Source organism: Lysobacter sp. GCM10012299 (assembly GCF_042649405.1).
GTDB lineage: Bacteria > Pseudomonadota > Gammaproteobacteria > Xanthomonadales > Xanthomonadaceae > Lysobacter_J.
The window spans coordinates 223,616-250,120 of sequence record NZ_JBHRZC010000004.1; the positions used below are offsets into that span (position 1 = coordinate 223,616).

The 26,505-nt window shown below is 68.2% G+C and carries 22 protein-coding genes; 21 read left to right on the forward strand and 1 reads right to left on the reverse strand.

Features of this window, described 5'->3' with window-relative positions; all coding sequences use genetic code 11:
* The first annotated feature begins 41 nt into the window (after window positions 1-41).
* From thiD to ACFOPO_RS12280, 10 genes are all read left to right on the forward strand, one after another.
* A complete protein-coding gene (thiD, locus tag ACFOPO_RS12235) occupies window positions 42-857 on the forward strand; it encodes a bifunctional hydroxymethylpyrimidine kinase/phosphomethylpyrimidine kinase (RefSeq protein ID WP_386703498.1) in 816 nt (271 codons plus the stop codon).
* A complete protein-coding gene (locus tag ACFOPO_RS12240) occupies window positions 850-1,698 on the forward strand; it encodes a serine aminopeptidase domain-containing protein (protein ID WP_386703499.1) in 849 nt (282 codons plus the stop codon). Before thiD ends, ACFOPO_RS12240 begins: the two co-directional genes overlap by 8 nt.
* Window positions 1,699-1,881: 183 nt before the next feature.
* Complete coding sequence (locus ACFOPO_RS12245; RefSeq protein ID WP_386703500.1) at window positions 1,882-2,613, forward strand: TorF family putative porin; 732 nt, start codon at window positions 1,882-1,884, stop codon at window positions 2,611-2,613.
* A gap of 12 nt (window positions 2,614-2,625) precedes the next feature.
* Complete coding sequence (locus ACFOPO_RS12250; protein WP_158732366.1) at window positions 2,626-2,718, forward strand: potassium-transporting ATPase subunit F; 93 nt, start codon at window positions 2,626-2,628, stop codon at window positions 2,716-2,718.
* Window positions 2,719-2,730: 12 nt separating this feature from the next.
* A complete protein-coding gene (gene kdpA / locus ACFOPO_RS12255; protein ID WP_386703501.1) occupies window positions 2,731-4,479 on the forward strand; it encodes a potassium-transporting ATPase subunit KdpA in 1,749 nt (582 codons plus the stop codon).
* Window positions 4,480-4,531: 52 nt separating this feature from the next.
* Entirely contained in the window at window positions 4,532-6,538 is a 2,007-nt protein-coding gene (gene kdpB / locus ACFOPO_RS12260) for a potassium-transporting ATPase subunit KdpB (protein WP_386703867.1), read from the forward strand.
* Window position 6,539: 1 nt separating this feature from the next.
* A complete protein-coding gene (kdpC, locus tag ACFOPO_RS12265) occupies window positions 6,540-7,166 on the forward strand; it encodes a potassium-transporting ATPase subunit KdpC (RefSeq protein ID WP_386703502.1) in 627 nt (208 codons plus the stop codon).
* Window positions 7,167-7,463: 297 nt separating this feature from the next.
* Complete coding sequence (locus tag ACFOPO_RS12270) at window positions 7,464-10,094, forward strand: ATP-binding protein (protein ID WP_386703503.1); 2,631 nt, start codon at window positions 7,464-7,466, stop codon at window positions 10,092-10,094.
* 10 nt (window positions 10,095-10,104) lie between these two features.
* Window positions 10,105-10,842 (forward strand): response regulator, encoded by a 738-nt coding sequence (locus ACFOPO_RS12275; RefSeq protein ID WP_386703504.1) that lies wholly within the window; start codon window positions 10,105-10,107, stop codon window positions 10,840-10,842.
* 70 nt (window positions 10,843-10,912) lie between these two features.
* Window positions 10,913-12,718 carry a sulfatase-like hydrolase/transferase gene (locus ACFOPO_RS12280; RefSeq protein ID WP_386703505.1) on the forward strand — a complete coding sequence of 602 codons (1,806 nt, stop codon included), beginning with the start codon at window positions 10,913-10,915 and terminating at the stop codon, window positions 12,716-12,718.
* 27 nt (window positions 12,719-12,745) lie between these two features.
* Here ACFOPO_RS12280 and galE read toward each other — a convergent pair whose 3' ends face one another.
* Window positions 12,746-13,828 carry a UDP-glucose 4-epimerase GalE gene (galE, locus tag ACFOPO_RS12285; RefSeq protein ID WP_386703506.1) on the reverse strand — a complete coding sequence of 361 codons (1,083 nt, stop codon included), beginning with the start codon at window positions 13,826-13,828 and terminating at the stop codon, window positions 12,746-12,748.
* A gap of 167 nt (window positions 13,829-13,995) precedes the next feature.
* Between galE and ACFOPO_RS12290 the strand changes: the two genes are divergently transcribed.
* From ACFOPO_RS12290 to ACFOPO_RS12340, 11 genes are read left to right on the forward strand one after another with little or no spacing between them, the layout of a single operon-like run.
* A complete protein-coding gene (locus ACFOPO_RS12290; RefSeq protein WP_386703507.1) occupies window positions 13,996-14,625 on the forward strand; it encodes an XrtA/PEP-CTERM system exopolysaccharide export protein in 630 nt (209 codons plus the stop codon).
* On the forward strand, window positions 14,622-16,196 hold the full coding sequence (locus tag ACFOPO_RS12295; RefSeq protein ID WP_386703508.1) for an XrtA system polysaccharide chain length determinant: 1,575 nt from the start codon (window positions 14,622-14,624) through the stop codon (window positions 16,194-16,196). The genes ACFOPO_RS12290 and ACFOPO_RS12295 overlap by 4 nt, the downstream gene beginning before the upstream one ends.
* The gene (locus ACFOPO_RS12300) at window positions 16,193-16,930 is read left to right on the forward strand and encodes a polysaccharide biosynthesis protein (RefSeq protein WP_386703509.1); all 738 of its coding nucleotides are present in this window, start codon (window positions 16,193-16,195) and stop codon (window positions 16,928-16,930) included. Before ACFOPO_RS12295 ends, ACFOPO_RS12300 begins: the two co-directional genes overlap by 4 nt.
* Before the next feature lie 10 nt (window positions 16,931-16,940).
* On the forward strand, window positions 16,941-18,275 hold the full coding sequence (locus ACFOPO_RS12305) for an outer membrane beta-barrel protein (RefSeq protein ID WP_386703510.1): 1,335 nt from the start codon (window positions 16,941-16,943) through the stop codon (window positions 18,273-18,275).
* On the forward strand, window positions 18,241-19,455 hold the full coding sequence (locus tag ACFOPO_RS12310; RefSeq protein ID WP_386703511.1) for a glycosyltransferase family 4 protein: 1,215 nt from the start codon (window positions 18,241-18,243) through the stop codon (window positions 19,453-19,455). Before ACFOPO_RS12305 ends, ACFOPO_RS12310 begins: the two co-directional genes overlap by 35 nt.
* Window positions 19,452-20,597 (forward strand): glycosyltransferase, encoded by a 1,146-nt coding sequence (locus ACFOPO_RS12315; protein ID WP_386703512.1) that lies wholly within the window; start codon window positions 19,452-19,454, stop codon window positions 20,595-20,597. Before ACFOPO_RS12310 ends, ACFOPO_RS12315 begins: the two co-directional genes overlap by 4 nt.
* A complete protein-coding gene (locus ACFOPO_RS12320) occupies window positions 20,578-22,035 on the forward strand; it encodes an O-antigen ligase family protein (RefSeq protein ID WP_386703513.1) in 1,458 nt (485 codons plus the stop codon). Before ACFOPO_RS12315 ends, ACFOPO_RS12320 begins: the two co-directional genes overlap by 20 nt.
* Window positions 22,032-23,102: a polysaccharide deacetylase family protein gene (locus ACFOPO_RS12325; protein WP_386703514.1), complete on the forward strand. Its 1,071-nt coding sequence runs from the start codon at window positions 22,032-22,034 to the stop codon at window positions 23,100-23,102. The genes ACFOPO_RS12320 and ACFOPO_RS12325 overlap by 4 nt, the downstream gene beginning before the upstream one ends.
* Window positions 23,103-23,106: 4 nt before the next feature.
* On the forward strand, window positions 23,107-23,892 hold the full coding sequence (locus tag ACFOPO_RS12330) for a polysaccharide deacetylase family protein (protein ID WP_386703515.1): 786 nt from the start codon (window positions 23,107-23,109) through the stop codon (window positions 23,890-23,892).
* Entirely contained in the window at window positions 23,889-25,031 is a 1,143-nt protein-coding gene (locus ACFOPO_RS12335) for a glycosyltransferase family 2 protein (RefSeq protein ID WP_386703516.1), read from the forward strand. The genes ACFOPO_RS12330 and ACFOPO_RS12335 overlap by 4 nt, the downstream gene beginning before the upstream one ends.
* Entirely contained in the window at window positions 25,031-26,299 is a 1,269-nt protein-coding gene (locus ACFOPO_RS12340; RefSeq protein ID WP_386703517.1) for a glycosyltransferase family 4 protein, read from the forward strand. Before ACFOPO_RS12335 ends, ACFOPO_RS12340 begins: the two co-directional genes overlap by 1 nt.
* Window positions 26,300-26,505: the final 206 nt, after the last annotated feature.

Here is a 26,505-nt window from a genome sequence, read left to right on the forward strand (position 1 = left end):
CCCTATCGCTTCCGACACGCGGGCACAGGCAAACTGTGGCGATGAACTCCGCCCCCCGCCCTGCCTGTGCCCTGACCATCGCCGGTTCCGATTCCGGCGGTGGTGCCGGCATCCAGGCCGACCTGAAGACATTCGCCGCCCATCGCGTGCACGGCCTCAGCGCGATCGCCGCGTTGACCGCGCAGCACACGCGCGGCGTCACCGCGGTGAACGTGCCCGACACCGGCTTCCTGCGCGCGCAGATCGATGCCTGCTTCGACGATTTCGCGATCACCGCGGTCAAGCTCGGCATGCTCGCCAATGCCGGCGTGATCGAAACCGTCGCCGCTGCGCTGGAGCACTACCGGCCCGCGCACGTCGTGCTCGATCCGGTAATGGTTTCGACGTCCGGTGCGCGCCTGCTCGAAGCCAGCGCACTCGATGCGCTGCGCACGCGCCTGATCCCGCTGGCAACGCTGGTCACGCCCAACCTGCCCGAGGCCGAACTGCTACTCGATGCCTCCATCGCCGATGTCGACGCGATGCATGCCGCGATCGCGCGACTGCACGCCCTCGGCGCCCGCGCGGTGCTGCTCAAGGGTGGCCACCTGACCGGAAGCGGCGACGTGGTCGACCTGTTCGCCGAAGCCGATGGCGCCGTGCGCGCAATCACCCATCCACGCCTGCAACTGGAAGCGCACGGCACCGGCTGCACGCTGGCCTCCGCGGTGGCGGCCAACCTCTGCCTCGGCCGCGACCTCGCCGACAGCTGCACTGCCGCCGCCGACTACGTCCATGCCGCGCTGGTGCGTGGTTACCGGCCCGGCAACAGCGACATCCTCGTCCTCGACCATTTCGGCGCCGCGCCCCATGAATGAGACCGCCGCGATGCAACCCATCGAACTCGATGCACAGGCCATCGACGGCCATCGCTGGACCGTGCTGGCGCGCATCCCGGCACAGCCGCAGGCGAGCCTGTTGTGGCTGCCGGCGCTGGGCGTGGCCGCCAAACACTACCTGCCCTTCGCCGATGCGCTGGCGGCACGCGGGGTCGCCGTGTTCCTGCACGAATGGCGCGGCGGTGGCTCGAGCAGCCAGCGCGCCGGCCGTGACAGCGACTGGGGCTATCGCGAACTGCTGTGCAACGACATCCCGGCGAGCGAGGCACTGGTGACCGAGCACGCGCCGGCAGTGCCGCGGATCATCGGCGGCCACAGCCTCGGCGGGCAGCTGGCCTGCTGCCGGCTAGGCCTGTCGCCGGCGACCGCGCAACGCCTGTGGCTGGTGGCCAGCGGCGCGCCTTACTGGCGCGCGTTCCCGCTGCGGACCAAATGGTTCCTGCCCTTCGTCTACCGCTTCCTCGCGTGGCTGGCCGACCATAACGGCGCCCTGCCCGGCCGCCGGATCGGATTCGGCGGCCAGGAAGCACGTGGACTGATCCGCGACTGGAGCCGCAGCGGCTTGAGCGGGCGTTATGCCGCCGGCGGACTCGACATCGACCTGGACGCGGCGATGGCCGCGGTGGAAGTGGAAGCACATGCGGTGGCATTCGATCGCGATTGGCTGGGGCCTGAATCGTCTGCCCGGTTCCTGCTGTCGAAACTGCGCCATTCGCCGAATCGGATTGATGTGCTCGACGCTGCCACGCTCGGTGCACGCGCCGATCACTATGCGTGGATGAAGCAGCCGCAGGCGGTGGTGGAGAAGCTGCTGGGCTGAGCGGCGTGCGAGGAGCAGGAGCCAATGGATCCCGGCGTTCGCCGGGATGACGTGACGGGGACGGAATTGTTTACGCCGAATTTACGCCCCGGGCGCAACGGCGGAATAGAGGCTTTACGGGTGCGATACCAACAATGACGGCGTGGCCAATCGGGCCTCGAATGTCATTCCTGGATATCGGCAATGTCCCTTCATTACTTCCGCGCGCGCGAAGCCTCCGTGCCGTTGCTGTTCGCCGCCTGCGCGGGTATCGGCCTGCTTGCCCTGGGCACCCAGGCAAACGCCACGACGCTTTCCGGCAACGCCGCACTGACCAGCGATTACGTCTGGCGCGGCACCACCCAGACCCAGGGCGATGCCGCCGTGCAGGCCGGCTTCAAGCTGGCCGGCGACTCCGGCTTCTACGGTTCGGCCTGGGGCTCCAACGTCGAGTTCGCCCCCGACACCCACGCCAGCAGCGAGCTCGACTTCACCGTCGGCTGGGCAGGAGCCTTGTCCGACAAATGGGCGATGGACGTCAACCTGCTGCGTTACCAGTATCCGTCCACCGCCGTCGACCTCAACTGGACCGAGCTCAACGCCACGCTGGCGTACGACAGCAACTACTGGCTGTCGATGGGCTATTCGACTGAAGCCCTTGGTGGCGAGGAAGACGGCCTGTACACGCAGGTGGGTGCCCGGTTCCCGATCAACGACGTGTTCCGGCTTGAAGGTGCAGTCGGCTATTACCTTCTGGATGGCTACAGCGCCGCGGCCGACAACTACCTGCACGGACAGCTCAATGCCGTGTGGGCGGTGAAGGCCCCGCTCGAGCTGCGCGTGACCGCGCACGCTACCGATACCAACGCCGAAGAGATCTTCGGCAAAGACCTCGCAGGGAGCCGCATCGAAGCGGCCCTGCAGGCGACCTTCTGAAGGAGAGACGACATGCCTGGCTGGCTTGCCCTTGTTTGCGGTGTCGCGGTGATCGTTGCCTCGGCCTACCTGCTGTACGTGGTTCTTCGACCCGAAGATTTCTAAGGCAACACGACAATGACCGAGACACTGCTTGTACTGGTGCTTGCGATCGGCCTCGCCTGGCCGCTCGGGCACTACCTCGCTCGCGTCATGCGCGGCGACCGCTCCTGGGTGGACCGCATCGCCGGACCGGCAGAGCGCCTGATCTACCGGGCCCTGGGCACCGACCCGCAACGCGGCATGAGCTGGCGCGGCTACGCCAGGGCGTTCGCAATCAGCAACGTGGTCGTCGGCCTGGTGGTCTGGGTCCAGTTCATGACCCAGGCCTGGCTGCCGCTCAACCCCGACGACATCCCCAACATGCGCTGGGACACCGCCCTGCACACGATGGTGTCGTTCCTCACCAACACCAACCAGCAGCATTACTCGGGCCAATCACAGCTGAGCTACCTGTCGCAGATGGTCGGCATCGTCGGCCTGCAGGTCGCCACGCCGGTCATGGGCCTGGCGATGGTCGTGGCCACGCTGCGCGGCCTGTTCGGCGGTCGCACGGAGATGGCGCAGACGGTCGGCTCGGCGGTGGTCGATGGCCGTGTCGCACCGGAAGGCGTCGAGCGCGACGTGGGCAACTACTGGGCCGACGTCACCCGCGCGACGCTGCGCTTCATGCTGCCGCTGTGCCTGGTGTGGTCGGTCCTGCTGACCTGGCAGGGCGTGCCGTCGACGCTGCAGTCCGGCCCGAGCATCACGCCGGTCGACACCAGCGTCGAAATGAAGGAACAGAAGATCCCGCTGGGCCCGGTGTCGCCGATGGTCGCTATCAAGCAACTGGGCTCCAACGGTGGCGGCTGGTATGGACCCAACAGCACGGTGGCCCTGGAAAATCCCACGCCGCTGTCGAACCTGATCGAAGTGCTGGGAATCCTGCTGATCCCGATGGCGATCACCTTCATGGTCGGTCCGTTCACGCGCTGCAAGCGCCTGACCGCCATGGTGTTCGGCACGATGCTGCTGATGTCGCTGGCCTCCACCGGCCTGTCGATGTGGTCGGAGGCGTACTCGTCCACCGCCACCGATCCGGCGTTGATGGAAGGCAAGGAAGTGCGACTGGGCGTGGCGTCGTCGACGTTGTGGTCGGCCATGACCACGCAGGTCAACAACGGCTCGGTCAATGCGATGCATGACTCCCTCGCGCCGCTCAGCGGTGGCATGGCGATGGTCAACATGCTGATCAACGCCATCTGGGGCGGCGTTGGCTGCGGCCTGCAGCAGTTCCTGGTCTACCTGATGCTCGCCGTGTTCCTCGCAGGGTTGATGACGGGGCGTACCCCGGAGCTGTTCGGTCGCAAGATCGAAGCCCCCGAAGTGAAGCTGCTGGCGCTGCTGGTCCTGCTGCAACCGCTGGTGGTGCTTGGCTTCTCCGCCATCACGCTGGTATTCCCGTCGATCACCGGCAACTCGAATCCGGGCTTCCACGGCATCAGCCAGGTCTTCTACGAATACACGTCGGCATTCGCCAACAACGGCTCCGGCTTCGAGGGCCTGGGTGATGCGACCTGGTGGTGGAACCTGAGCTGCTCGGTCGTGCTCGCGCTGGGCCGCTACCCCGCGCTGATCATCCCGCTCGCCGTCGCCGGCCTGATGGCGCGCAAGCGCGTGGCGCCGGAAGGCAGCGGCACGCTGCACGTGGAGACGCCGACCTTCGCGCTGACGCTGATCGCGGTGATCGTGATCCTGACCGTCCTGCAATTCATGCCCGCCCTGGTGATGGGTCCCATCGCCGAGCACCTGACGCTGTACGGCGCCGCTGCGGCGGCCCCGTGAGGTAATGAACGTGACTGACACTACTCATCTCGGTACTGCCCGCCGCCAGACGGTGGCGGGCCTCGACGGCGCAGCCCTGCGCACGTCGCTGGTGGATTCCTTTCGCAAGCTGTCGCCGCGCCAGGCAGTGAAGAGCCCGGTCATGGCCATCGTGCTGCTCGGCACGATCCTGTCGGCGCTGATCACACTGGCGGTGCCTGGCAATACCGCCTTCGGCATCGCCGTGACGCTGATCCTGTTCGTGACGGTGCTGTTCGCCAACTTCGCCGAGGCCGTGGCCGAAGCGCGCGGCCGTGGCCAGGCGGCCTCGCTGCGTGCGGCACGTCGCGACCTGGTCGCGCGGCGCCTCAACGGCAAGACCCGCGTCGGCGGCGAAAGCCGCGTCGCCGCAGCAACGCTTCGTCCGGGCGACCGCGTCATCGTCTCGGCCGGCGAACTGGTGCCGGCCGACGGCGAGATCGTCGAAGGCGTGGCCACCATCAACGAGGCCGCCGTCACCGGCGAGTCCGCACCGGTGTTGCGCGAGGCCGGCACCGACCGCTCCGGCGTGATTGGCGGCACCAAGGTGCTGTCGGACGAAATTGTGGTCGAGGTCAGTGCCGAGCCGGGCCACAGCTTCCTCGACCGCATGATCGCGCTGGTCGAGGGCGCCAACCGCCAGAAGACGCCGAACGAGATCGCGCTGACCATGCTGCTGGCGGCGATGACGCTGACCTTCCTGATCGTCGTCGCCACCCTGCCTGCACTGGCCGGTTTCGTCGGCGCCAGGCTCGATCCGCTGCTGCTGATCGCGCTGCTGGTGTGCCTGATCCCGACCACCATCGGCGGCCTGTTGCCGGCGATCGGCATTGCCGGCATGAACCGTGCACTGCAGGCCAACGTGCTGGCGAAGTCGGGCAAGGCGGTGGAAGTGGCCGGCGACGTCGACGTGTTGCTGCTCGACAAGACCGGCACGATCACGCATGGCGATCGCCAGGCCACGGTGTTCCATCCGCTGGCCGGTGTCGACCTCAGCCAGCTGCGCGACGCGGCACTGCTGTCGTCGCTGGCCGACCCGACGCCGGAAGGCAAATCGATCGTGCGCCTGGCGCGCGAACTGAAGAGCACCGTGCCGGAGCCGGAGAAGGCGCATTACGTGCAGTTCACCGCGCAGACACGCATGTCGGGCGTCGACCTTGATGGCAGGGTCATCCGCAAGGGCGCCGGCGATTCCATCGCCCGGCATGTGCAGTCACTGGGTGGCCAGGTCGTGCCGGAACTGTCCGCGCGCATCGAGCAGGTCGCACGCGGTGGCGCCACGCCGCTGGTGGTCGCCGAGGGCCGCCACATCCTCGGCGTCATCGAGCTGTCGGACGTGGTCAAGCACGGCGTCAAGGAGCGATTCGCGCGGTTGCGTGCGATGGGCGTGCGCACGGTGATGATCACCGGCGACAACCCGCTCACCGCCGCCGCGATTGCCGCCGAGGCCGGCGTCGACGACTACATCGCCGAAGCCCGTCCGGAAGACAAGCTCGCCCGCATCCGCGCCGAGCAGGCCGGTGGCCGCATGGTGGCGATGGTCGGCGATGGCACCAACGACGCGCCGGCGCTGGCCCAGGCCGACGTCGGCCTGGCGATGAACTCGGGCACGCAGGCGGCCAAGGAGGCCGGCAACATGGTCGACCTCGACTCCGACCCGGCCAAGCTGCTGGCGGTGGTCGAAGTCGGCAAGCAGCAGCTGATCACACGCGGCGCGCTGACCACGTTCTCGCTGGCCAATGACGTCTCGAAGTATTTCGCGATCCTGCCGGCATTGTTTGCAGCGGCCATTCCGCAGATGGCCGCACTCAACGTCATGCACCTGTCGAGCCCGACCAACGCGGTGCTGGCAGCGCTGGTCTTCAACGCGATCATCATCCCGGCGCTGATTCCGCTGGCCCTGGCCGGCGTGCGCTTCAAGCCCGCCAGCGCGGTCTCGCTGCTGCGCCGGAACATGCTGGTGTACGGCGTCGGCGGTGTGCTGCTGCCGTTCGCCGCCATCAAGCTCATCGATCTTGCCCTCGTGGCAGTGGGGTTCTGACATGACCACCGTGACTTCCGTTCCGTACGTTCCGGCGACCACGCATGCGACCGTGCTGGACGACCGCACTTCGCTGCGTGCACCGCTGGTATTCACCGTGGTGATCCTCGTCGGCTTCGGCCTGCTGTACTCGCTCGCCGGCGCCGCACTGGGCCGCGTGCTGTTCCCGCATCAGGCCACCGGCAGCATCGTGATGGTCGACGGCAAGGCGCGCGGCTCGGCGCTGGTCGCCCAGCCGTTCGCCGACGCGCGCTACTTCCAGCCGCGTCCGTCCGCCGCCAACTACGACCCGATGGCCGCCGCCGGCAGCAACCTGGCGCGCAGCAACCCGGACCTGCGCAAGCGCATCGCGGATCTGACGCTGGAAGTCGCCAGGCGCGAGGGCATCAACCCGGCGCAGGTGCCGGGCGACCTGGTTACCCAGTCGGGTAGCGGGCTCGATCCGCACCTGTCGCCGCTCGGCGCGCAGGTGCAGATCGCGCGGGTTGCGAAGGCAAGGGGCCTGAGCAATGAGGAGGTTGCGGCCGTGGTCGCCGCTCACACCGAGGCGAAGCAGTTCGGCGTGCTGGGCGAGCCGCGAGTCAACGTGCTGGAACTCAACCTCGCGCTGGATGCACTCAAGCGGTAGCAGCAACGGCCAGGGCGCCCCTCTCCCTGGCCGCCTTCGCGGTCTGTCCCTCTCCCGCAAGGGGAGAGGGGTTTGATGTGCATAGACGAAGACCGGGCAACGAAACGTTGGAGCGTTGGCCGCAGGGTCGGGGATTGCGGAGCAGCGGGACATGGATGTCCCGCGTCCCGCGTAAAGACAGGATGTCGTCCGCGGGACGTAGCAATCCCCGGCCCTGCGGCCGACGCCGCCCCGAAGCCAGCAATGCCGCGACACCCCAGACACAACCGCCACAAGCGACACAGGCACAATGCAACCATGACCGACACCCGGAGCGCCCAGGCAGACGCACTCATCGGCGAACTGCAACGCCAGGGCGCCGGTCGCCTGACAATCTTCCTCGGCGCCGCCCCCGGCGTCGGCAAGACCTACACCATGCTCAGCCGCGGTCGCGAACTGCAGCGCCGCGGCCTCGACGTCGTCGTCGGCCTGGTCGAGACCCACGGCCGCGCCGAAACCGCCGCCCTCATCGAAGGCCTCGAAGTCCTGCCGCGCAAGCGCATGAAATACCAGGCCAAGGCCCTGCAGGAACTTGACCTCGACGCCCTCCTCGCCCGCAAACCCAGACTCGCACTGGTCGACGAACTCGCCCACCGAAACGTCCCCGGCAGCCGCCACGAACGACGCTGGCAGGACGTCATCGAACTGCTCGACGCCGGCATCGACGTCTTCACCACCATCAACATCCAGCACCTGGAAAGCCTCAACGACGTCGTCCACCGCATCACCGGCGTGCGCGTCAGCGAAACCGTGCCCGATGCCGTGTTCGACCGCCTGCGCGACATCGTCCTGGTCGACTTGCCACCGCGCGAACTGATCGAGCGCCTGCAACAAGGCAAAGTCTACGTACCCGACCAGGCCGCGCACGCCCTGCAGGCCTTCTTCTCGCCGAGCAACCTCACCGCCCTGCGCGAACTGGCCATGCAGACTGCCGCCGACCGCGTCGACAGCGACCTGCGCGAAGCACAGACCGCGCGCGGCCTGCCTGGCGTGCCGTTGCGGCGCGGCGTGATGGTGGCGATCGACGGCCGCGGCCAGTCCGAATACCTGGTGCGCGTCGCCCGCCGCATCGCGGAACGCCGCGACTCGCCGTGGACCGTGGTAACCGTGCAGGGCGCACAAGCCGCCGCCGAAGCACAACAGCTCGAGCTCGATCGCGCCTTCGCCCTCGCCCGGCGACTCGGCGGCGATGCACTGGTACTGCACGGCAACAGCATCGTCGACGCCCTGCTCGACCAGGCAGCGCGCTCCGGTGCCAGCACGATTGTCCTCGGCCGCACCCGCGAGCGTCCTGTCGCGCGCATGTTCAACCGCGCGTTGACGCAACAGCTGATCCAGCGCGGCGCCCACTACGAACTGACCATCGTCAGCACCCCGGAAGCACGCGCGCGGGCGCGCCGCTCCTGGCGCCAGCCCGGCGGTTACCTCAGCCGCAGCGATACCGCCCTGGCGGTGACCTCGGCCGCACTGGCCACCGCGCTGGCCTGGATCGCCGAACGCTGGATCGCACTGGACGACCTGTCGCTGATCTTCATCGTCGCGGTGGTGCTGGTGGCCGCGCGCACGCGCATGACCGCGGCCGTGATCTCGGCGGTGCTGTGCTTCCTGGCCTACAACTTCTTCTTCATCGAACCGCGCTACACGTTGATGATCGGCGCGCGCCAGGGCGTGACCACCGTGGTGCTGTTCCTGATCGCGGCGCTGGTGGCCGGTCGCCTGGCATCAAAGCTGCGCATGCAGGTGGTTGCGTTGCGTGCCGCCAACGCGCAGGCCACCGCGTTGCAGACCCTCGGCCGGCAACTGGCCAGCGCCGCCGACCTCGGCCAGGTGCTGCAGGCCGGGCGCGATGCGCTGCGGCGCGCACTCGATGCCGAGGTGGTGCTGCAGGTCGGCGAGCATCAGGTCCACGCCGAACTGCTGAACGAGAAAGACCGCGCTGCCGCCGACTGGGCCGTGCGCCACCGGCACGCTTCAGGGCGCTACACCGACACACTGGCTGGTTCGGAATGGTGGTTCCAGCCGCTGCCACTGGGCGAGCGCGAGACCGGCCTGCTCGGCCTGCGCTTCCCACCGCAGTTGCACCGGCTGGGCATCGAACAGCGTCGCCTTGCCGAAGCCATGGCTGAAGACATCGCCCAGGCCGTGGTGCGCACGCGCCTGGTCGCTGACCTGGAGAACGCGCGCGTCAGCAACGAGACCGAGCGCCTGCGCTCGGCATTGCTGTCCTCGGTCTCGCACGACCTGCGCTCGCCGCTGGCTTCGATCATCGGATCGGCCAGCAGCCTGGACCACTACGCCGACGCCATGGACGCGCAGGACCGGCACAGCCTGCTCGAGACCATCCGCATCGAAGGCGAGCGCCTGGACCGCTACATCCAGAACCTGCTCGACATGACCCGGCTCGGGCACGGTGGCCTCACCCTCAACCGCGACTGGATCGGCGTCGACGAGCTCATCGGCTCGGCGGTGACGCGATTGCAGCGCTACGAACCCGGGGCCCGTTTCGACGTGTCGGTCGAACCCGGCCTGCGTCCGGTCTGGGTGCACCCGGCGCTGGTCGAGCAGGCGCTGTTCAACGTGCTCGAGAACGCCGCGAAGTTCTCGCCGCCGGGCGCGGCGATCACCGTGCGCGCACAGGACACCAGCGACGACCAGTTGCGCATCGACGTCGGCGACCGCGGCCCCGGCATCCCCGAAGACGAACGCAAGCGCATCTTCGACATGTTCTACAGCGTCGAGCGCGGTGACCGCGGCCGCCAGGGCACGGGCCTGGGCCTGGCGATCTGCCAGGGCATGATCGGCGCGCACGGCGGCAGCGTGGCCGCGCTGCCGGGTCCGGACGGGCGCGGCACCACGATCCGCATTACGCTGCCGCGGATCGAGCCCTGACACTGTCCCGATGAGTGACCCCGCACACACCGATAGCGCCACGCCGCCCGCGCGCATCCTCGTCATCGATGACGAGCCGCAGATCCTCAAGTTCCTCGACATCAGCCTGCGTGCGCAGGGCTATGCGGTCGAAGGCGCGGAGACCGGCCAGGGCGGGCTGGAGGCGCTGGCCACGCACGGTGCCGACCTGGTCATCCTCGACCTGGGCCTGCCCGACCGCGACGGCCATGACGTGCTGCGGGAGCTGCGGCAATGGTCGACCGTGCCGGTGATCCTGCTGACCGTGCGCGCCGGCGAAGCCGAAAAGGTCGCCGCGCTCGACGCCGGTGCCAACGACTACGTGACCAAGCCCTTCGGCGTGCAGGAACTGATGGCGCGCGTGCGTGCCTTGTTGCGGTCGCATGCCGCACCCGCCGGCGCGCAACCGCTGTACGACGACGGCCGCCTGCACATCGACCTGTCGCGACGCGAAGTTCGCCTGCAGGGCGAATCCGTGGCGCTCACGCGCAAGGAATACGCGCTGCTCGCCCTGCTGGTGCAGCATGCCGGTCGCGTCGTCACGCAGCCGCAGTTGCTGCGCGAACTGTGGGGCCCCAGCCACCAGCACGACACCCACTACCTGCGCATCCTGGTCGGCAAACTGCGCCACAAGCTCGGCGACGATGCTGCAGCGCCGCAATGGATCGCGACCGAACCTGGCGTCGGACTGCGTTTCATCAGCAGGGACCCGACACACTCCGGTCATTGACCCGTGCTAGGGCCGGACCCGGTCGACTGCCATGCAGTGACCGGGTGGGCGGGCCGAGCGAGGGCGGTGCATGTCCAGGCAAGTGCATTCGAAGGCGGCAACCATCGCGCTGGTCGCCCTCAAGCTGGCGCTGATCGGGGCCTATCTGGTTGGCACCAACCGCCTGCTGGTCGAGCGCGTCGCGCACATCGGCCTGAAACCCGGGCTGGTCGTGTTTGCCGCGGTCTGGCTGGTGTGCCTGGTGTCGATGCTGGCCCTGGCCTTCCACGCCCGCACCGCGACCCGGATTGGCTGGAGCATCGCCTTCTTCCTTGCCAGCACGATGACCCTGAGCCATGCCCTGATCGCCTCGAGCCACCTGGGCCTGTCCGAGTTCGAGCAGCTGCTGGGCCTGATCGGATTCGCCGGCAACCTGGTCGGCTTCCACGATGCCGAACTGCTGCAGGCGGCGTTGTGGTCGCTGCTGGGCGTGGTCGCCCTCAACCTGCCCCCGTTCTTCGCCTCGCCGTCGTGGTTGCCCGCCCCGCTGGCATGGCCACTGCGCAACCCGGGCCTGATGCAGCTGCTGCCGGTCCTCGCCATCGCCGCGATCCTCTACCTGCGCGGCGGCGAAGGCTCGAATGGCTTCCCCGGCCAGTACAACACCGCCGCGTTCGCATTCGTGCTGGGCGCCGAGAAGCTGCTCGAACCAGCCACGCCGCCGCGCCAGGACGTCGCGCTGCGGCACCCGGGCGGGCAGCCGTTCCGCCACGTCGTGCTGGTCATGGACGAAAGCGTGCGTGGCGACTATGTCGACATCAACGTCGATGACGGCGTCGAGACCGGGCTGCGTCCGCTTGGAGCGGCCCTGCACAACTTCGGCATCGCCGCCTCGGCCGCGAACTGCTCCTCCACGTCCAATGCCAGCGTGCGTTACGGCGTCACCCGCGACAGCTACCTGCGCGACCTCGACGTCAATCCGTCGTTCTGGCGTTACGCGAGCAAAGCCGGCTATCGCACGGTCTACATCGACGCCCAGCGCCATGGCGGCAAGCTGCACAACTTCATGGACGAGCGCGAGCGTGGCGAGATCGACGAGTTCGTGCAGATCGACGCCGCGGTGCCGCTGGAGCGCAAGGACGTCGAGGCCGGGCGGATGGTCGGCCAGATGCTGAAGCGACCGCAGCCCAGCTTCATCTACGTCAACAAGGTCGGCTGCCATTTCCCGTACGAGGGCAAGTACCCGGCCGACGGCAAGCTGTACTCGCCCACCATGGAGCGCACCAGCTTCAGCAACGAGGTCGACCCCGATGTCGGCAGCCAGGCCGGTGGCGGCGGCATCGATGGCCCGGAGGCGCGCTGGCGCCAGGTCAACAGCTATCGCAATTGCGTGGCATGGAACACGCGCGAGTTCTTCCGCGAACTGCTGGCCGACGCCCCGCTCGACGACACGCTGATCCTCTACACCGCCGACCACGGCCAGAACTTCCACGAAGACGGTGACGACGGCGCCCAGACCCACTGCACGATCGGCCCGGCCGTCGCAGGCGAAGGTCGCGTTCCGCTGGTCGCCATCACCCGCCACCCGACCATGGCGCCGCAACTGCGCGATGCCGCCAGCGGCAACCGCGACAAGGCCAGCCACTTCAACCTCTACCCGACGGTGCTGCGGGCGATGGGCTATGGCATGCCGGCCACGGTGGACGGCTTCGAGCCGGACCTGTTCGCAAGGTTGCCGGGCGGCAAACAGCACTTCCTGTCGACGTACTTCGTGCGCTTCGGCCGCGCGCCGGTGTGGAATCCCATCGGCAAGCCTGAACAGCTTCGCGACGGGCTGCAGCGTGCGCTGGCCGGTGGCACCGAGGTCAATGAAGGTACGGCCAGCGGCTCACGCTGAAGTGCAATCCTGCAGGTGCGCGGGGCTTCAGGCGCCGGCAAGTCGCGCGACGGCCCGGCGCGGACGCTCCACGCGCGGCGCGGCGGCACGGCGCAGCGGCGAGCGATAGCCCTGCGGGTTCATCGCCTGCCAATGCCAGGCATCGCGGCACATCGCATCGACGTCATACTGGGCGCGCCAGCCCAGCAGTTGCTGGGCAAGCGCGGGGTCGGCGAACACTTCGGCCGAATCGCCCGGCCGGCGTTCGACGATCTCGTAGGGAATCCGCTGGCCGCTGGCGCGTTCGAAGGCATGCACCAGTTCCAGCACGCTGATCCCGCGGCCGGTGCCGAGGTTGACGGTGAACCCGCGGTCGGCCGAAACCATGTATTCGAGCGCGTCGGCATGCGCCTGCGCCAGGTCGACCACATGGATGTAGTCGCGCACGCCGGTGCCGTCGACTGTCGGGTAATCGCCGCCGAACACGCGCAGGTGGTCGCGCTGGCCGACCGCGACCTGGCAGATGTAGGGCATGAGGTTGTTGGGCTCGCCGCAGGGGTCCTCGCCGATCAGGCCCGAGGGATGCGCGCCCACCGGATTGAAATAGCGCAGGTTGGCCGCGCGGAAGCGGTCGTCGGCGCGGCACAGGTCCTCGATCAGCTGCTCGGCAACCAGCTTGGTGCGACCGTAGGGATTGAGCGCCTGCAGGCCGGCATCCTCACGCACCGGTACCTGGCTGGGGTCTCCGTAGACCGTGGCCGAAGAGCTGAACACCAGCCGGCGCACGCCGGCCTCCTGCATGCTCTGCAGCAGGGCAATGGTCCCGCCGATGTTGTTGTCGAAGTAGTCCAGCGGCTTGCGGCACGACTCACCGACCGCCTTGAGGGCGGCGAAGTGCAGCACGGCGTCGAAGTGGTACGTCGCGAACAGTGCCGCCATCGCCCGCCGGTCTCGGATGTCGACCCGATGCAGCGACACCGGCGCGCCGACCAGCCGCTGCAACCGTTGCAGCACGCGCGGCGAACTGTTCACGCCGCTGTCGGCGATCACGACGTGGTGGCCGCGGCTGCACAAGGTCACGCAGGCGTGGCTGCCGATGTAGCCCGCGCCGCCGCAAACAAGAATTCGCATTGGATGTCCTGGCCGGATTCCGACGGTGAAGGCCCCCGGACCCCGGGCTGTTCCGCGGTCCTGCTCTTGTGAACGCAGAACAGCGGCATTTCCGGCACCGGTCGCGATGGCCGGATTGGGCACTTCCCGCCGTTGGAATGACACGAATGCAAGGGGGGCTTACAGCCATGCGCTTGATCCAGATCTCCATCCAGGTCGTCCTGGCCTTCGGCCTGATGCTGTTCCTTTCGGCGTGCTCCTCCTCCGGCGGCATCGCCGACACGCCGCCTGCGAGCAGCGAACATTCGGTCGACTCCTACCAGATCGGCATCGACGACATCGTCCAGGTATCGGTCTGGCGCAACCCGGAACTGGGCATCACCGTCCCGGTGCGCCCGGACGGCAAGATCTCGGTGCCGCTGATCGGCGATGTCGCGGCCGGTGGCCGCACGCCCGACGAAGTCGCCAAGGACATCCAGTCCCGCCTGGCCGTGTTCGTGCGCGACCCCCAGGTCGCGGTGATCCTCACCGACCTGCGCAGCCACGAGTACCTGTCCCGCGTGCGCGTGACCGGCGCGGTGCGCCAGCCGATCTCCATCCCCTACCGCCAGGGCATGACCGTGCTCGATGCCGTGCTGGCCGCCGGCGGCGTCACCGAGTTCGCCGCGCCGGCCAAGTCGGACCTGTACCGCAAGACCGGTGACAGCACGCGCAGCTATGCCGTACGCCTCGACCACATCCTCGAGGACGGCGATCTGTCCACCAACTTCAAGGTCGCCCCCGGCGACGTCATCACAGTTCCGGAACGCACGCTATGAACGGATCGATGGAACTTTCGGTGGCGGAATCGCGTCCGTCGATGGTGGCCACGCTGGGACCGGTCGCGATCGAGGAATGCAAGCGCCATCCGGTGCTGCTGGCCAGCATCTTCACCTTCATCGCGCTGGCGGCGCTGGCCTTCGGCCTGCTGCTGCCGAAGAAGTACAACTCGAGCACGACGATCCTGGTGGAAGAGAGCAACATCATCAAGCCACTGATGGAAGGCCGCGCCGTGCCGACCGGTGTGTCCAGCCGCGCCGGCATCACCCGCGAGGTCGCGTTCAGCCGCAAGGTGATGGACGAGATCCTCGAGACCGGTGGCTGGCTCACGTCCAATCCGTCGCCGCTGGTTCGCGAACAGCTGATCGAACAGATCACCAATCGCACGATCATCTCCAACCCGCGCGAGAACCTGATCCGCATTTCGTACACCGACACCGACGCCGGGCGCGCCCACGACGTCACCAAGCGCTTCGCCGAGCTGATCATCAAGGAGAGCCTGGCGACCAAGGAGCGCGAAAGCCGCGAGGCCTACGAGTTCATCGACTCCCAGGTTCAGCAGTACCACAAGAAGCTCACCGACGCCGAGTCCAAGCTCGAGGAGTACCGCAAGTCCAACCCCGACGCGCGCCAGGGCATCGAAGGCGATGTCAACTCGCGCATCGGCGAACTGCGGCGCATGGTCGACAGCTCGCGCATGGAGCTGATGGACCTCAATTCGCAGGGTGACGCGCTTGTCGCACAGCTCAACGGCGAGAACGAGATCAGCGTCGTCCAGACCCGCTCCGGCCAGCTGCTGGCGCGCATGGCTGAACTGCAGAACGAGAAGGACCGGCTGCTCATGAGCTACACCGAGCAGCATCCGGACGTGATCCGCGTAGAGCACCAGTTGCGCGACCTCGAGGACGAAGTCCGCCGCGAGGATGCGCACCAGCTGGCACAGAAGGAAGGCGCGGCAAAGACACTGGACGGCCCTGCCTCGTTCAATCCGCTCTATGGCGAACTCAAGAGCAAGTCCGCCGAGAACCGCCGTCGCAGCGCCGCGATCAGCTCGCGCATTGCCACCAGCCAGGCGCTGCTGGACCAGGAGCTGGCACGCAGCCGCCACATCGCCGCCTCGGAAAGCACGCTGGCAGAACTCTCACGTGACTACGAAGTCAACCGCGACCTCTACCAGGACCTGCTCAAGCGCCGCGAGAACGCCCGCGTCTCGATGGGCCTGGATGCCGAACAGCGCGGCCTGAGCTTCCGCATCCAGGAGCCGGCCACCTACCCGCTGCGCGGCGTCGGCCTGCGCCTGCAGCACGTCGCCAGTGCCGGCCTCGGCGCCGCCACGCTGGCGCCGCTGATCCTGCTGCTGGGCTTCGTCCGACTCGACCCGCGCGTGCGCTCGCCGCACCAGATCGAAAGCCTGGCGGCACTGCCGGTGCTCGGCGCGGTGCCGCGCTACCAGACCGCCCCGGCGCGTCGCCACGGCAACCGCCGTTTCATCTTCGCCGCGATGATCTTCATGCTCGTGCCGATCCTCTACGGACTGACCCTGATTGCCAAGATGGTGCAAATTCCATGAATGCAGCGCCGCAGCCCATCATCGAACTCGACGACGTCCAGCTCGAGCGCGAACGCTCGATCTCGCCGGTGGCAGGTGTCACCGCGCTCTCACCGATGCAGCTGGAAGAGCGCGCCATCATCCACCGCGGCGCGATAGCTCGCCCGGAGGTCGATGCATTCCGCGAACTGCGCACGCGCCTGCTGGCCGCGGTCGACGGCAGCTTCGTCGCCCTGGTCGCGCCGGTCAGTGCCGGCAGCGGCGGCAGTTTCGTCGCCCGCAACCTGGCCACGGCGATGGCCTTCGACGAAACCAAGAGCGCCCTGCTGATCGACTGCGACCTGCGCCACCCCTCGCAGCACAGCACGATGAAGATCGACGCCCCGTACGGCGGCCTGGTCGACTACCTGGAGAATCCGGACGCCGAGTTTGGCGACGTCGTCTACGACACCGGCGTCACCGGCCTGCGCCTGATCCCGGCCGGCACCACCCGCGAAGTGGGTGCCGAACATTTCTCCTCGTCGCGCATGCGCCTGCTGCTGGATTCGATCCGCAGCCGCAATCCCAATTGCTACGTGTTCCTGGACGGACCGCCGGTGCGCGGCACGCCCGACGCCCGGATCCTGGCGGACATCGCCGACGTCGTCATCCTGGTCGCGGGCTACGGTCGCGACACACCCGCGGCGATCTCGCTGGCGGCCGGCAACTTCGACCCGAACAAGTTCGCAGGTGTCGTCTTCAATGAAGGCGTATGAAGGAGCGCGAATGGCCATCGAAGGACACCCTGCGACCGCACGCCGGCTGCGCCCGTCTGCGCTGTGCACCGCGCTGTCGGTCGCGCTGCTCGCCGCCGTGCCTGGTGCGCAGGCGGCGACGATCAACTACAGCCTTGGCGGGTACGCCGAATACAGCGACAACATCGCGCTGACCGAAAGCGATCCCAACGAAGAGACCACGCTCGGCGGCACCCTCGATTTCGACGTAAACCAGGTCGGCAGGAACACCACCCTGACCGCGCGCGGCGGCATCGAGTACCTGTACTACACCGGCGATCTCTACGACGACGACGTGCGCACCGGCCTTGCCGGCCAGTTCGCCTGGACCACGTGGCAGGACCGGCTGAAGCTGATCGTCGAGGACTATGCCAGCTATGAGCCGATCGACGTGCTCCAGTCGAACGCGCCCGACAACCAGCAGCAGGTCAACGTCTTCGTCACCGGCGCCGACCTGAACATCCGGCCAGGTTCGGTCACCGGCGGCGAGGTGAAGGTCCGCTACAACAACTACTACGCCGAGAAGACCGACGATTTCGACGGCGACCGTTACAGCGCCTCGGCCAGCCTGGTGCAACGCCCGGGTCCGACCACGCGCCTGCGGCTGACGGTGGAAGGGAGCCAGGTCGACTACGACGACCAGGAGCTCAACGCCAACTACCGGCGCAAGGACATCTACGGCAGTTACAACCGCACGCTGGCCAATATCGATGTCGAGCTGATCGTCGGCTACTCGTGGGTGGAACTGACCAGCTTCGACGGTGCCGAGGACAGCTCGCCGCTGTTCCGCCTGGTCGGCAACTGGCGCCCCACCGCGCGCAGCACGCTCAATGCCGGGCTCTACTACCAGTTCTCCGACGCCGCGCTGGACCTGGTCTCGCGCGCCGACACCATTGGCGGGCCGCCGATCGGCGACCAGGCCGACGACCTGACGGTGACGCCGGACGTCTACCAGCAACGCCGGCTGCAACTGGGCTACCACTTCACCGGCGAGCGCTTCGACTTCGACGTGCTGCCCTACTACGAGAACAACGACTACGTCGACCCGACCGTGGAGAGCGAAGGCAGCTACGGCATCGGGCTTGGCATGACCTACCGCTTCCAGCCGACCCTGTACACCACGCTGCAGCTGTCGCGCAGCTACCGGAGCTTCGACGCGTTCGAACGCGACGACGACGACTTCGCGATGTACCTGGCCGTGACCAAGCTGCTGACCGGCAACTGGAGCATCTCCTTCGATCTGCGCCACCAGGAACGCGACAGTAACCTTGCAGAAGCCAGCTATGACGAGAATGCCGCCATCTTCAGCGTTCGCTATACCCGCTGAAGCAGCGGCCGTCGGGCGCCAGGATCGGCGCATCCGCCTGCTGCTGCTGACCGACACTCCGGTGTTGGCGCCTGGCGGCAGCGAGCGCTTCCTGCAGAACCTGGCGACGCGGCTGCCGCGCGAGCACTACCGCGTGAGCGTGGTCCAGCTGCACGCCGGTCACATGCCGCTGGTGGGCCAGGTGTCCTCGCGCCTGCCCGGCGTGCAGCTGCAGTCGCAACCGGTGCATGCCGTGTACGACCGCAGCGGCCTGCGCGCCTGGCGGGCGCTGCGCGCAATGCTCCAGGCCGAGCACTTCGACATCGTCCAGTCGCAGCACGAGAAGGCGGACCTGCTCAACGCGCTGCTGCCCCGCCGCAACGGCACCGTCCACGTCTCCAACCGTCGCGACATGGGGTTCAAGAAGAGTGCGCGCCTGCAGCAGTTGTTCCGGTACCTCAATCCGCGCTTCGACACGGTGGTGGCGCCGGCACGGCAGATCCTGTCGGGCCTGGCCCGGTTCGAGCAGCTCGATGCGCTGCACATGACCTGGATCCCCAACGGCGTCGACACGCGCCGCTTCGCACCCGCCACCCACCAGACGCGGCAGGATGCGCGCCGTGCACTCGGCCTGGAACAGCAGGCGGTCGTGTTCGGATGCGTGGCCCGCCTGACCGAGGTCAAGCGCCACATCGACCTGATCGACGCCTTCGCGCAGGTGCACCGCGCGTCGCCGCAGGCGCGCCTGCTGCTGATCGGCGATGGCCCGATGCTGGCGCCGGTGCAGGACCGGATGTCGGCGCTCGGCGTTGCCGACGCCGTGGTGCTGCTGAGCTTCCGTGACGACGTCGAGGCGATCCTTCCTGCCCTGGACGCGCTCGTGCTGGCCTCGTCCAGCGAAGGCATGTCCAACGCGATCCTCGAGGGGATGGCCTGCGGGCTGCCGGTGATCGCCACCGCCGTCGGCGGCAACCTGCACCTGGTCCAGCACGAGAGCACCGGCCTGCTGGTGCCCGCGCGCGATCCGATCTCCCTGGCCGCGGCAATGCAGACCCTGGTGCGCTCGCCGCAACTGGCCCAGCACATGGGCGCCACGGCTCGCAGCCGCACCGAACGCGAATTCTCGCTCGATGCGATGGTCCAGGCCTTCGACCAGATGTACCGCCACCTGCTCGACCAGCGCGCACCGAGGCGGGCATGAACGACGCCGCGCTGTCGACGCTGCTGTTGCGGTCCAGTGCCGGACTCTACGGCGCCGACCGCATGGTGCTGGCGTTGAACAACGGCCTGGCCGGCCATGGCGTGCGCAGCCGCCTGCTCAACATCAACAACTACCGCATGCGCGAGCAGTCCCTGCACGAACTGGCGCGCGCGCGCGGACAGGACTCGGTGCTGCTGCCCTGCCGTGGCCGCATCGACACCGGCACCGTCAATGCCCTGGCTGCGCAGATCGCCAGCACCGGCGCGCCCGTGCTCCACAGCCATGACTACAAGAGCGCTTTCTATGCCTGGCTGGCCACGCGCCGGCAACCGGCACGCCTGGTGGCCACTCTGCACGGCTGGGTCGAAGGTTCGTCGACGCTGCGCCTGTACACGCGACTGGAACTGGCGCTGCTGCGCCGTTTCGATGCGCTTGTGGTGGTCGCCGCCGGGCAGGTCGAACGTCTGCTGCAGGCGGGCATCCCGCACTCGCGCATCCACCAGATCGACAACGGCATTGAGGCCACGCATGCCGACGGCGCCGGCGCGGCGGTACTGCGCGATCGCCTCGGCATAGCCACCAGTGCGCAGGTCTTCACCGCCGTGGCCAGGCTGTCGAGCGAGAAGAACCTCTCGATGCTGCTGCAGGCCTTCGCGCCCGTTGCGGCGCACTCACCCGAGGCAACGCTGGTGCTTGTCGGCGACGGCCCGGAGCGCGAGGCACTGCAGGCGCAGGCCGGCGAGCTTGGCCTGCTTGGCGGGCGGCAGCTGCATTTCCTCGGCACGCGCGATGACATGGCGGTGATCTACGCCATGACCGACTGCCTGGTGCTGCCATCGCTCAGCGAGGGCATGCCGCTGGTGGTGCTGGAGGCCATGGCCTGCGAAGTGCCGGTGCTGGCCAGCGCGGTCGGCGACATCCCGCGGCTGCTGGCCGGCTCGGAGCATGGCCGGCTGGTGCCCGCCGGCGACGCCGTGGCCCTGCAGGCCGCGCTCGAAGAAGCCCTGATGCTGCGTGGGCGCCGTGATGTCGCGGCGCGCGCCTACGTGGACGAACACCACTCGGCACAGGCCATGGCCGGCCGTTACCTCGACCTCTACCAACGGCTTCTGGAGACCACGCATGACCGCCGTGCGTCCTGACGCCATCAATCGCCGCGCTGGCCTGGGCGGCAGTGCCAGCGATGGAGATTCCGCTGCCGGCCCGGCGCAGCCGCGGTTCCCGCTGGCGGCGCGCGCGCTCAATCGTGGCGCGGCGGCCGCGGGCGTTGCCGCGCCCGGTGTTGTCTCGCCCGGTGTTGCCGCGCGCGGGCGCAACGTGCCCGGAGCCGCCCGCCCCGCCTCGGCGGCCGCGCGCGTGGCGGAGATCGCAAGGGCACCTCGCAACTACCCGCTGTACCTGTTCCTGATGCTGCTGCCGCTGCAGAACATCACCACCGGGTACCTGCCCAACATCGGCGGCGGCGTCAATTTCCTCAACATCATGTTCCTGCTGTCGCTGGCGACCGCCTTCGCGATCCGCGGGAAGCTGGTCCCCGGCGAGCCGGTCAACGTCTGGGTGATGTTCTATGCGATGTACGCGGTGGTTTCGCTGTCGATCGGCTACCAGTACGTCAGCGATACCGAGACCCACTTCAACCAGCTGAAGGATCACCTGATCGCGGTGTTCATGCTGTACCTGGTGCAGATGAGCGTGCGCGACTGGCAGGGCCTGCGCATGATCGTGCTGATGACGCTGGTGCCGTTGCCCTACATCGCCAAGGTGGTGTGGGTGCAGCACACCAACGTCGGTCGTGACCACTACACCGACGACCTGCGCATCAGCGGCACGTTCTCGCTGTTGGGCGCCAACGAGTTCGCCGCCTTCTGCGTGACCATGGCGGTGGTGCTGTTCGCGATCCTGCTGGCCTGCCGGCTGCCCCGCCGGTGGCGCCTGATCCTGGCCGGTGGCGTCGCCTGCATGGTGCTGGGCGTGCTGTACGCCTACTCGCGCACCGCCTACATCAGCCTGATCGTCGGCCTGGTCGCGGTGATCCTGGTCTGGCGCGGCCGCTGGAAGCTGATCCTGCCGCTGGTGCTGGCCGCCGCGCTGCTGCCGAGCGTGCTGCCACCGTCGGTGGTGGAGCGCTTCGACAGCACCACGGTCGAGGAAGGCCAGCGCGACGAGAGCACCGAACTGCGCATCGAGTACTGGAAGATCGCCTGGGCGAACTTCCTGCGCCATCCGGTGATGGGCACGGGCTTCCACACCTTCCACCATCGCGAGATCAACCCCTACGGCAAGGACACGCACAACCTCTACATCCGCACGCTCAGCGAAGGGGGCGTAATCGGCGCGGTGATGCTGCTTGGCCTGCTGTTGTCATTGCTCTACACGGCCTGGAGGGGCCTGACGCGTTCGCGCTCGGGCACCTGGCAATACGCGCTGGCGCTGGGCCTGCTCGGGGCATGGATCTCGATGATCATCAGCAACCTGTTCGGTGACCGCTTCACCTATTACCCGGTGGTCGCCTACTTCTGGACTTACGTGGCGCTGGTGGTCAAGGCCCGCCAGCTGCCCTCCGAGGAGCCCGGCCGATGACCGCCCCGCTGCGCACCTGGCTTCGTTACCTGTTGGCGCTGTGCAGCCATTACAGCGGGATGGACTGGCTGTATCGCCACGTCAGCGGCGCCGGCCTGGTCATCCTGATGCTGCACCGGCTGCGCGACGATGCCGATCCGTATCCGCTCAGCATGTCGCGCGCCAACCTTCGGCAGATCATCCGCTGGCTGCGCGGCCAGCAGGCACTGGTCGGCCTGGGCGAAGGCCTGCGCGACCTGTCGCCTGCGGCGCCGCAGCGCGTGCGCTATGCCCTCACCTTCGACGACGGCTACCACGACAACCTCGGACTGATCGATGCCAGCCTCGGCCGCGTGCCGGCCGTGGTGTACGTCGCCACCGGGCACATCGGTGGCGAACCGATCTGGGCTTACCGGCTGGCGCACGCCATCGAGTCGCGAAGCCGCGACCAGGTCGATCTCGGCGGGCTCGGCATGGGCCACTTCGACCTCGCCGAATCCGACGATCGCTATCGTCTCTACACGCTGCTGCCTCCGCGCCTGAAGGAACTGGAGCCGGCCGAACTGGAAGCCTGGGTCGACCACCTGTGCGAACAGACCCGGCCGCGCCCGATCCCGCACGAAAACCGCGAGATGCTCGACTGGGACGACGTCCGCAAGCTCTACGTCAACGGCGTCGAGATCGGCGGGCATACCTGCAGCCACGCCATCCTCAGCCGGCTGGACGAAACCGCCGCGCGCGAGGAAATCGGCCTGGCGCACGCCAGCATCACCTCCGAGCTGGGCATGCCGCCGCGGCACTTCGCCTACCCCAACGGTGGCAGCCAGGACTTCGGCGAGCGCGACGCACGGCTGGTGCGCGAAGCCGGCTTCGAAACGGCGACCACTTCCATCGAAGGCATCAACCGCCCCGGTGCGGACCCTTACCGGCTGATGCGCTTCAACGTGCACGAGCAGCGTTTCCTCGCACCGTCCGGACGCCTGTCGCGCGCACTGTTCTTCAGCGAGACCAGTGGCCTGCTGGGCTGGCTGCGCGGCTGTCGCGGTGCCGTCGAACCGCTCCCCGACCACAGCGTGCAACCGGGTTGAGGCGATGAGCGAAGAAGCCGCCAAAGGCCCGGCCCGGCTGCCGATCCTGATGTACCACGGCCTCCACGCCGATGCCGATTCGCGCGGGCGCTTCGATCCGGTGTACAGCCTGGCGCCGGACCGGTTCGCCCGCCAGCTCGACTGGATCCAGGCGCAGGGCTATCGCTGCATGCTGCTCGACGAGGCAATGCAGCAGCGCGGCGATCGCGCACTGGTGATCAGTTTCGACGACGGCGACCTGTCCAATATCGAAGTCGCACTGCCACTGTTGCTCGAGCGCGGGATGAAGGCCGAGTTCTACATCACCACCGCTTTTATTGGCGCCACCGGCATGGTCTCGGCCGACGACGTGCGGCAACTGGCCGCGGCCGGCATGGGCATCGGCTCGCACGGCTGCAGCCACGCCTTCCTCGAAGACCTCGACACGACCGCGCTGATGTCCGAACTGGACGACAGCCGCTGCCGCCTGCAGGCGCTGAGCCGGCGCCCGGTGGACGCCATTGCCCTGCCCGGCGGCCGTGGTGGCGAGCGCGAACTGATCGCTGCGCAGTCCCTGGGCTACCGCCATGTGCTCGGTTCGGTGCCCGGCTGCAACCTGCGCACGCGCGGCGACCGTTGCCTGCAGCGCCTGGCCATCACCCGCAACCTGGACATGGACGACTTCGCCGCGCTGGTGCGCTGGCAGGGGCTGGCGCCACGGTGGCTGCAGGCCCGCCACGCGGCACTGTCGCTACCCAAGCGCGTGCTCGGCAACCACGGCTACCAGCGCCTGCGCGAGCGACTGCTATGACGACACTGGCCACCAGCGCCGAAACCGTCTTCTGGCTATGCACGGCGCTGGTCGCCTATGCCTATGCCGGCTATCCGCTGTTCGTCGCGTTGCTGTCGCAGCGCTATGGCCAGGTGCCGTTCGAATCGCGCCTGTGCCCGGCACTGACCGTAGTGGTTGCCGCCTACGACGAAGAACTGCGCATCGCCGCGCGCATCGACGACATCCTCGCCCAGGACTACCCGGCGCAACGGCTGCAGGTGCTGGTGGTCAGTGACGGCAGTCGCGACGGTACCGCCGACGCAGCCGCGATCGGCGACCCGCGGGTTCGCGTGCTGGCGTTGCCGCGCAACGTCGGCAAGGCGGCGGCGATCAACGCTGCGCTGCGCCACGTCGAGACCGAACTGGTCGCGTTCACCGACGTGCGCCAGCGCTTCGCCCCGCGTGCGCTGCGGGCGCTGGTCGCTCCGTTCGCCGATCCTGCGGTCGGCGCGGTCACCGGCGAGCTGGTCATCGCCACCGGCCATGACCGCGGGGCCACCGAGGGCGTCGGGCTGTACTGGCGCATGGAGAAGCGCCTGCGTGCCGACGAGGCACGACTGGGCTGGCTGCACGGCGTCACCGGCGCGATCCACGCCATGCGCCGGCACCTGTTCCGGCCGATTCCGGCCGGCACCGTGCTCGACGACATGTGGATGCCGCTGCAGGTGCTGTGGTCGGGTCACCAGGTGTGGATGTCGCGCCACGCGATCGCCCATGACCACGCCAGCGCAAGCGCCGATGAGGAGTTCCACCGCAAGCTGCGCACGCTCGCCGGCAACTGGCAACTGCTCGCGCGCATGCCGGCCCTGATGAACCCGTTCGCCAATCGGGTGTTCTTCGCCTGGTTCTCGCACAAGTTCCTGCGCCTGCTGGTGCCGTGGGCCCTGCTGCTGGCGCTGGCAGCGTCGGCGCTGGCGAGCGGCCCGTTCTACCGGTGGGCGTTCTACGCGCAACTGCTTGGCTATGCCGGCGCCATGATCGGGCTGGGGCTGCCGAAACTGGCTTCGCGCCTGCCGCTGCTGCCGGCGGCCAGCGGCTTCGTGATGCTCAACCTGGCCGCGCTGCTGTCGCTGCCGGCATCGCTGGCCGGACCTTCGCGACTCTGGCGGAAGCACTGATGGCGCGCATCCTCGCCCTCACCAGTCGCCTGCCCTACCCGCCTCGCGAGGGGCATCAGCTGCGCGCCTGGCACGTGCTCAAGGCGCTGGCCTCGCGGCACGAGGTCACGCTGCTGAGCTTCCTGCGCAACGACGACGCGCTGGACGAGGCGGGGCCGCTGCGGAAGATCCTCGCGCGCCTGGAGACATTCCCGATTGCCAGCGAACAGTCGCGCGTGGCGCTGGCGAAAGCGCTGCTGCGCGGCACGCTGACGCGATCGCCGTTCCTGGTGGCCAAGTACGACTCGGCCGCGCTGCGCCAGCGTCTTGCGCAACTGGCGCGCGACGCCGATCTGGTCCATTTCGACATGCTGCCGTTGATGGCGCATGCCGACTGCGTCCCGGCCGGCGTGCCGGTCACGTTCAATGCGCACAACGTCGAACACCACCTGCTCGCCAAGCGTGCGCACATCGAACCGCGCCTGGCCGCGCGCGTGTTCCTGTCCACCCAGGTGTCGCGCCTGCAGGCCTTCGAACGCCATGCCTGCCAGCGCGCCGACGCGATCCTGGCCTGCTCCGAACCGGATGCTCGCGCCGTTCGCGAACTGGCGGCCGGTTGCGACGTCGAGGTCATCGCCAATGGTGTCGACCTCGATGACAACCGCCCGGCCCCCGCGGTGCCGGACCCGGACCGGCTGGTCTTTGTCGGCCAGATGGGCTGGTTTCCCAACCGAGACGGCGTCGACTGGTTCCTGCAATCGGTGTTCCCGCGCATCGTCGCCGCCCGGCCGCAGGCGCGGTTCGTGCTGGTCGGCAAGGCCGATGGCTTCGAAGTCCCGGCAGCGGTGGCCGGCAACGTCCGCCTGGCCGGCTTCGTCAACGACCTGCGTCCCGACGTGCACGCTGCGGCGGTGTACGTGGTGCCGTTGCGCGCAGGCAGCGGCACGCGTCTGAAGGTGCTGGAGGCGATGGCGCTCGGCAAGGCGATCGTCACCACCACCATCGGCAGCGAGGGCATCGAGCTGGTGCACGGCGAGAGTGCACTGTTCGCCGATGACGCCGAAGGCTTTGCCCGCGCCACGCTGGCCCTCATGGACTCGCCGGAACAAGTGGCGCGGATGGGCGCGGCAGCACGCCGTCTCGCGGAAGCGCGCTATGGCTGGGATGCGATCGGCGCGCAGCTGCTCGATCGCTACGGCCGCTTGCTGGACCGCACGATCAGGGTCGACCACGCACCTGCCATCGACTCGCCAGTGGCGTCGTCGATGTCGCCAAGCCGGACTTCCTGACGCCAGACCTTCGTTGCCTTGTCGCCTTGCGGCGCTCGCGCATGCATCGGCAATAGCCCGGGCGTTGAGCCGTTCAGCGGGCTGCTGACAATCAGACAACTCTCATGTGACGGCCAGCACCCGGGTGCTTGAATCCATCGCCCCCATCCCCCCGTGGGTGCCCCGGATCCATGCGGATCCGTGTGATTCGTTCCCAACTGGATGCC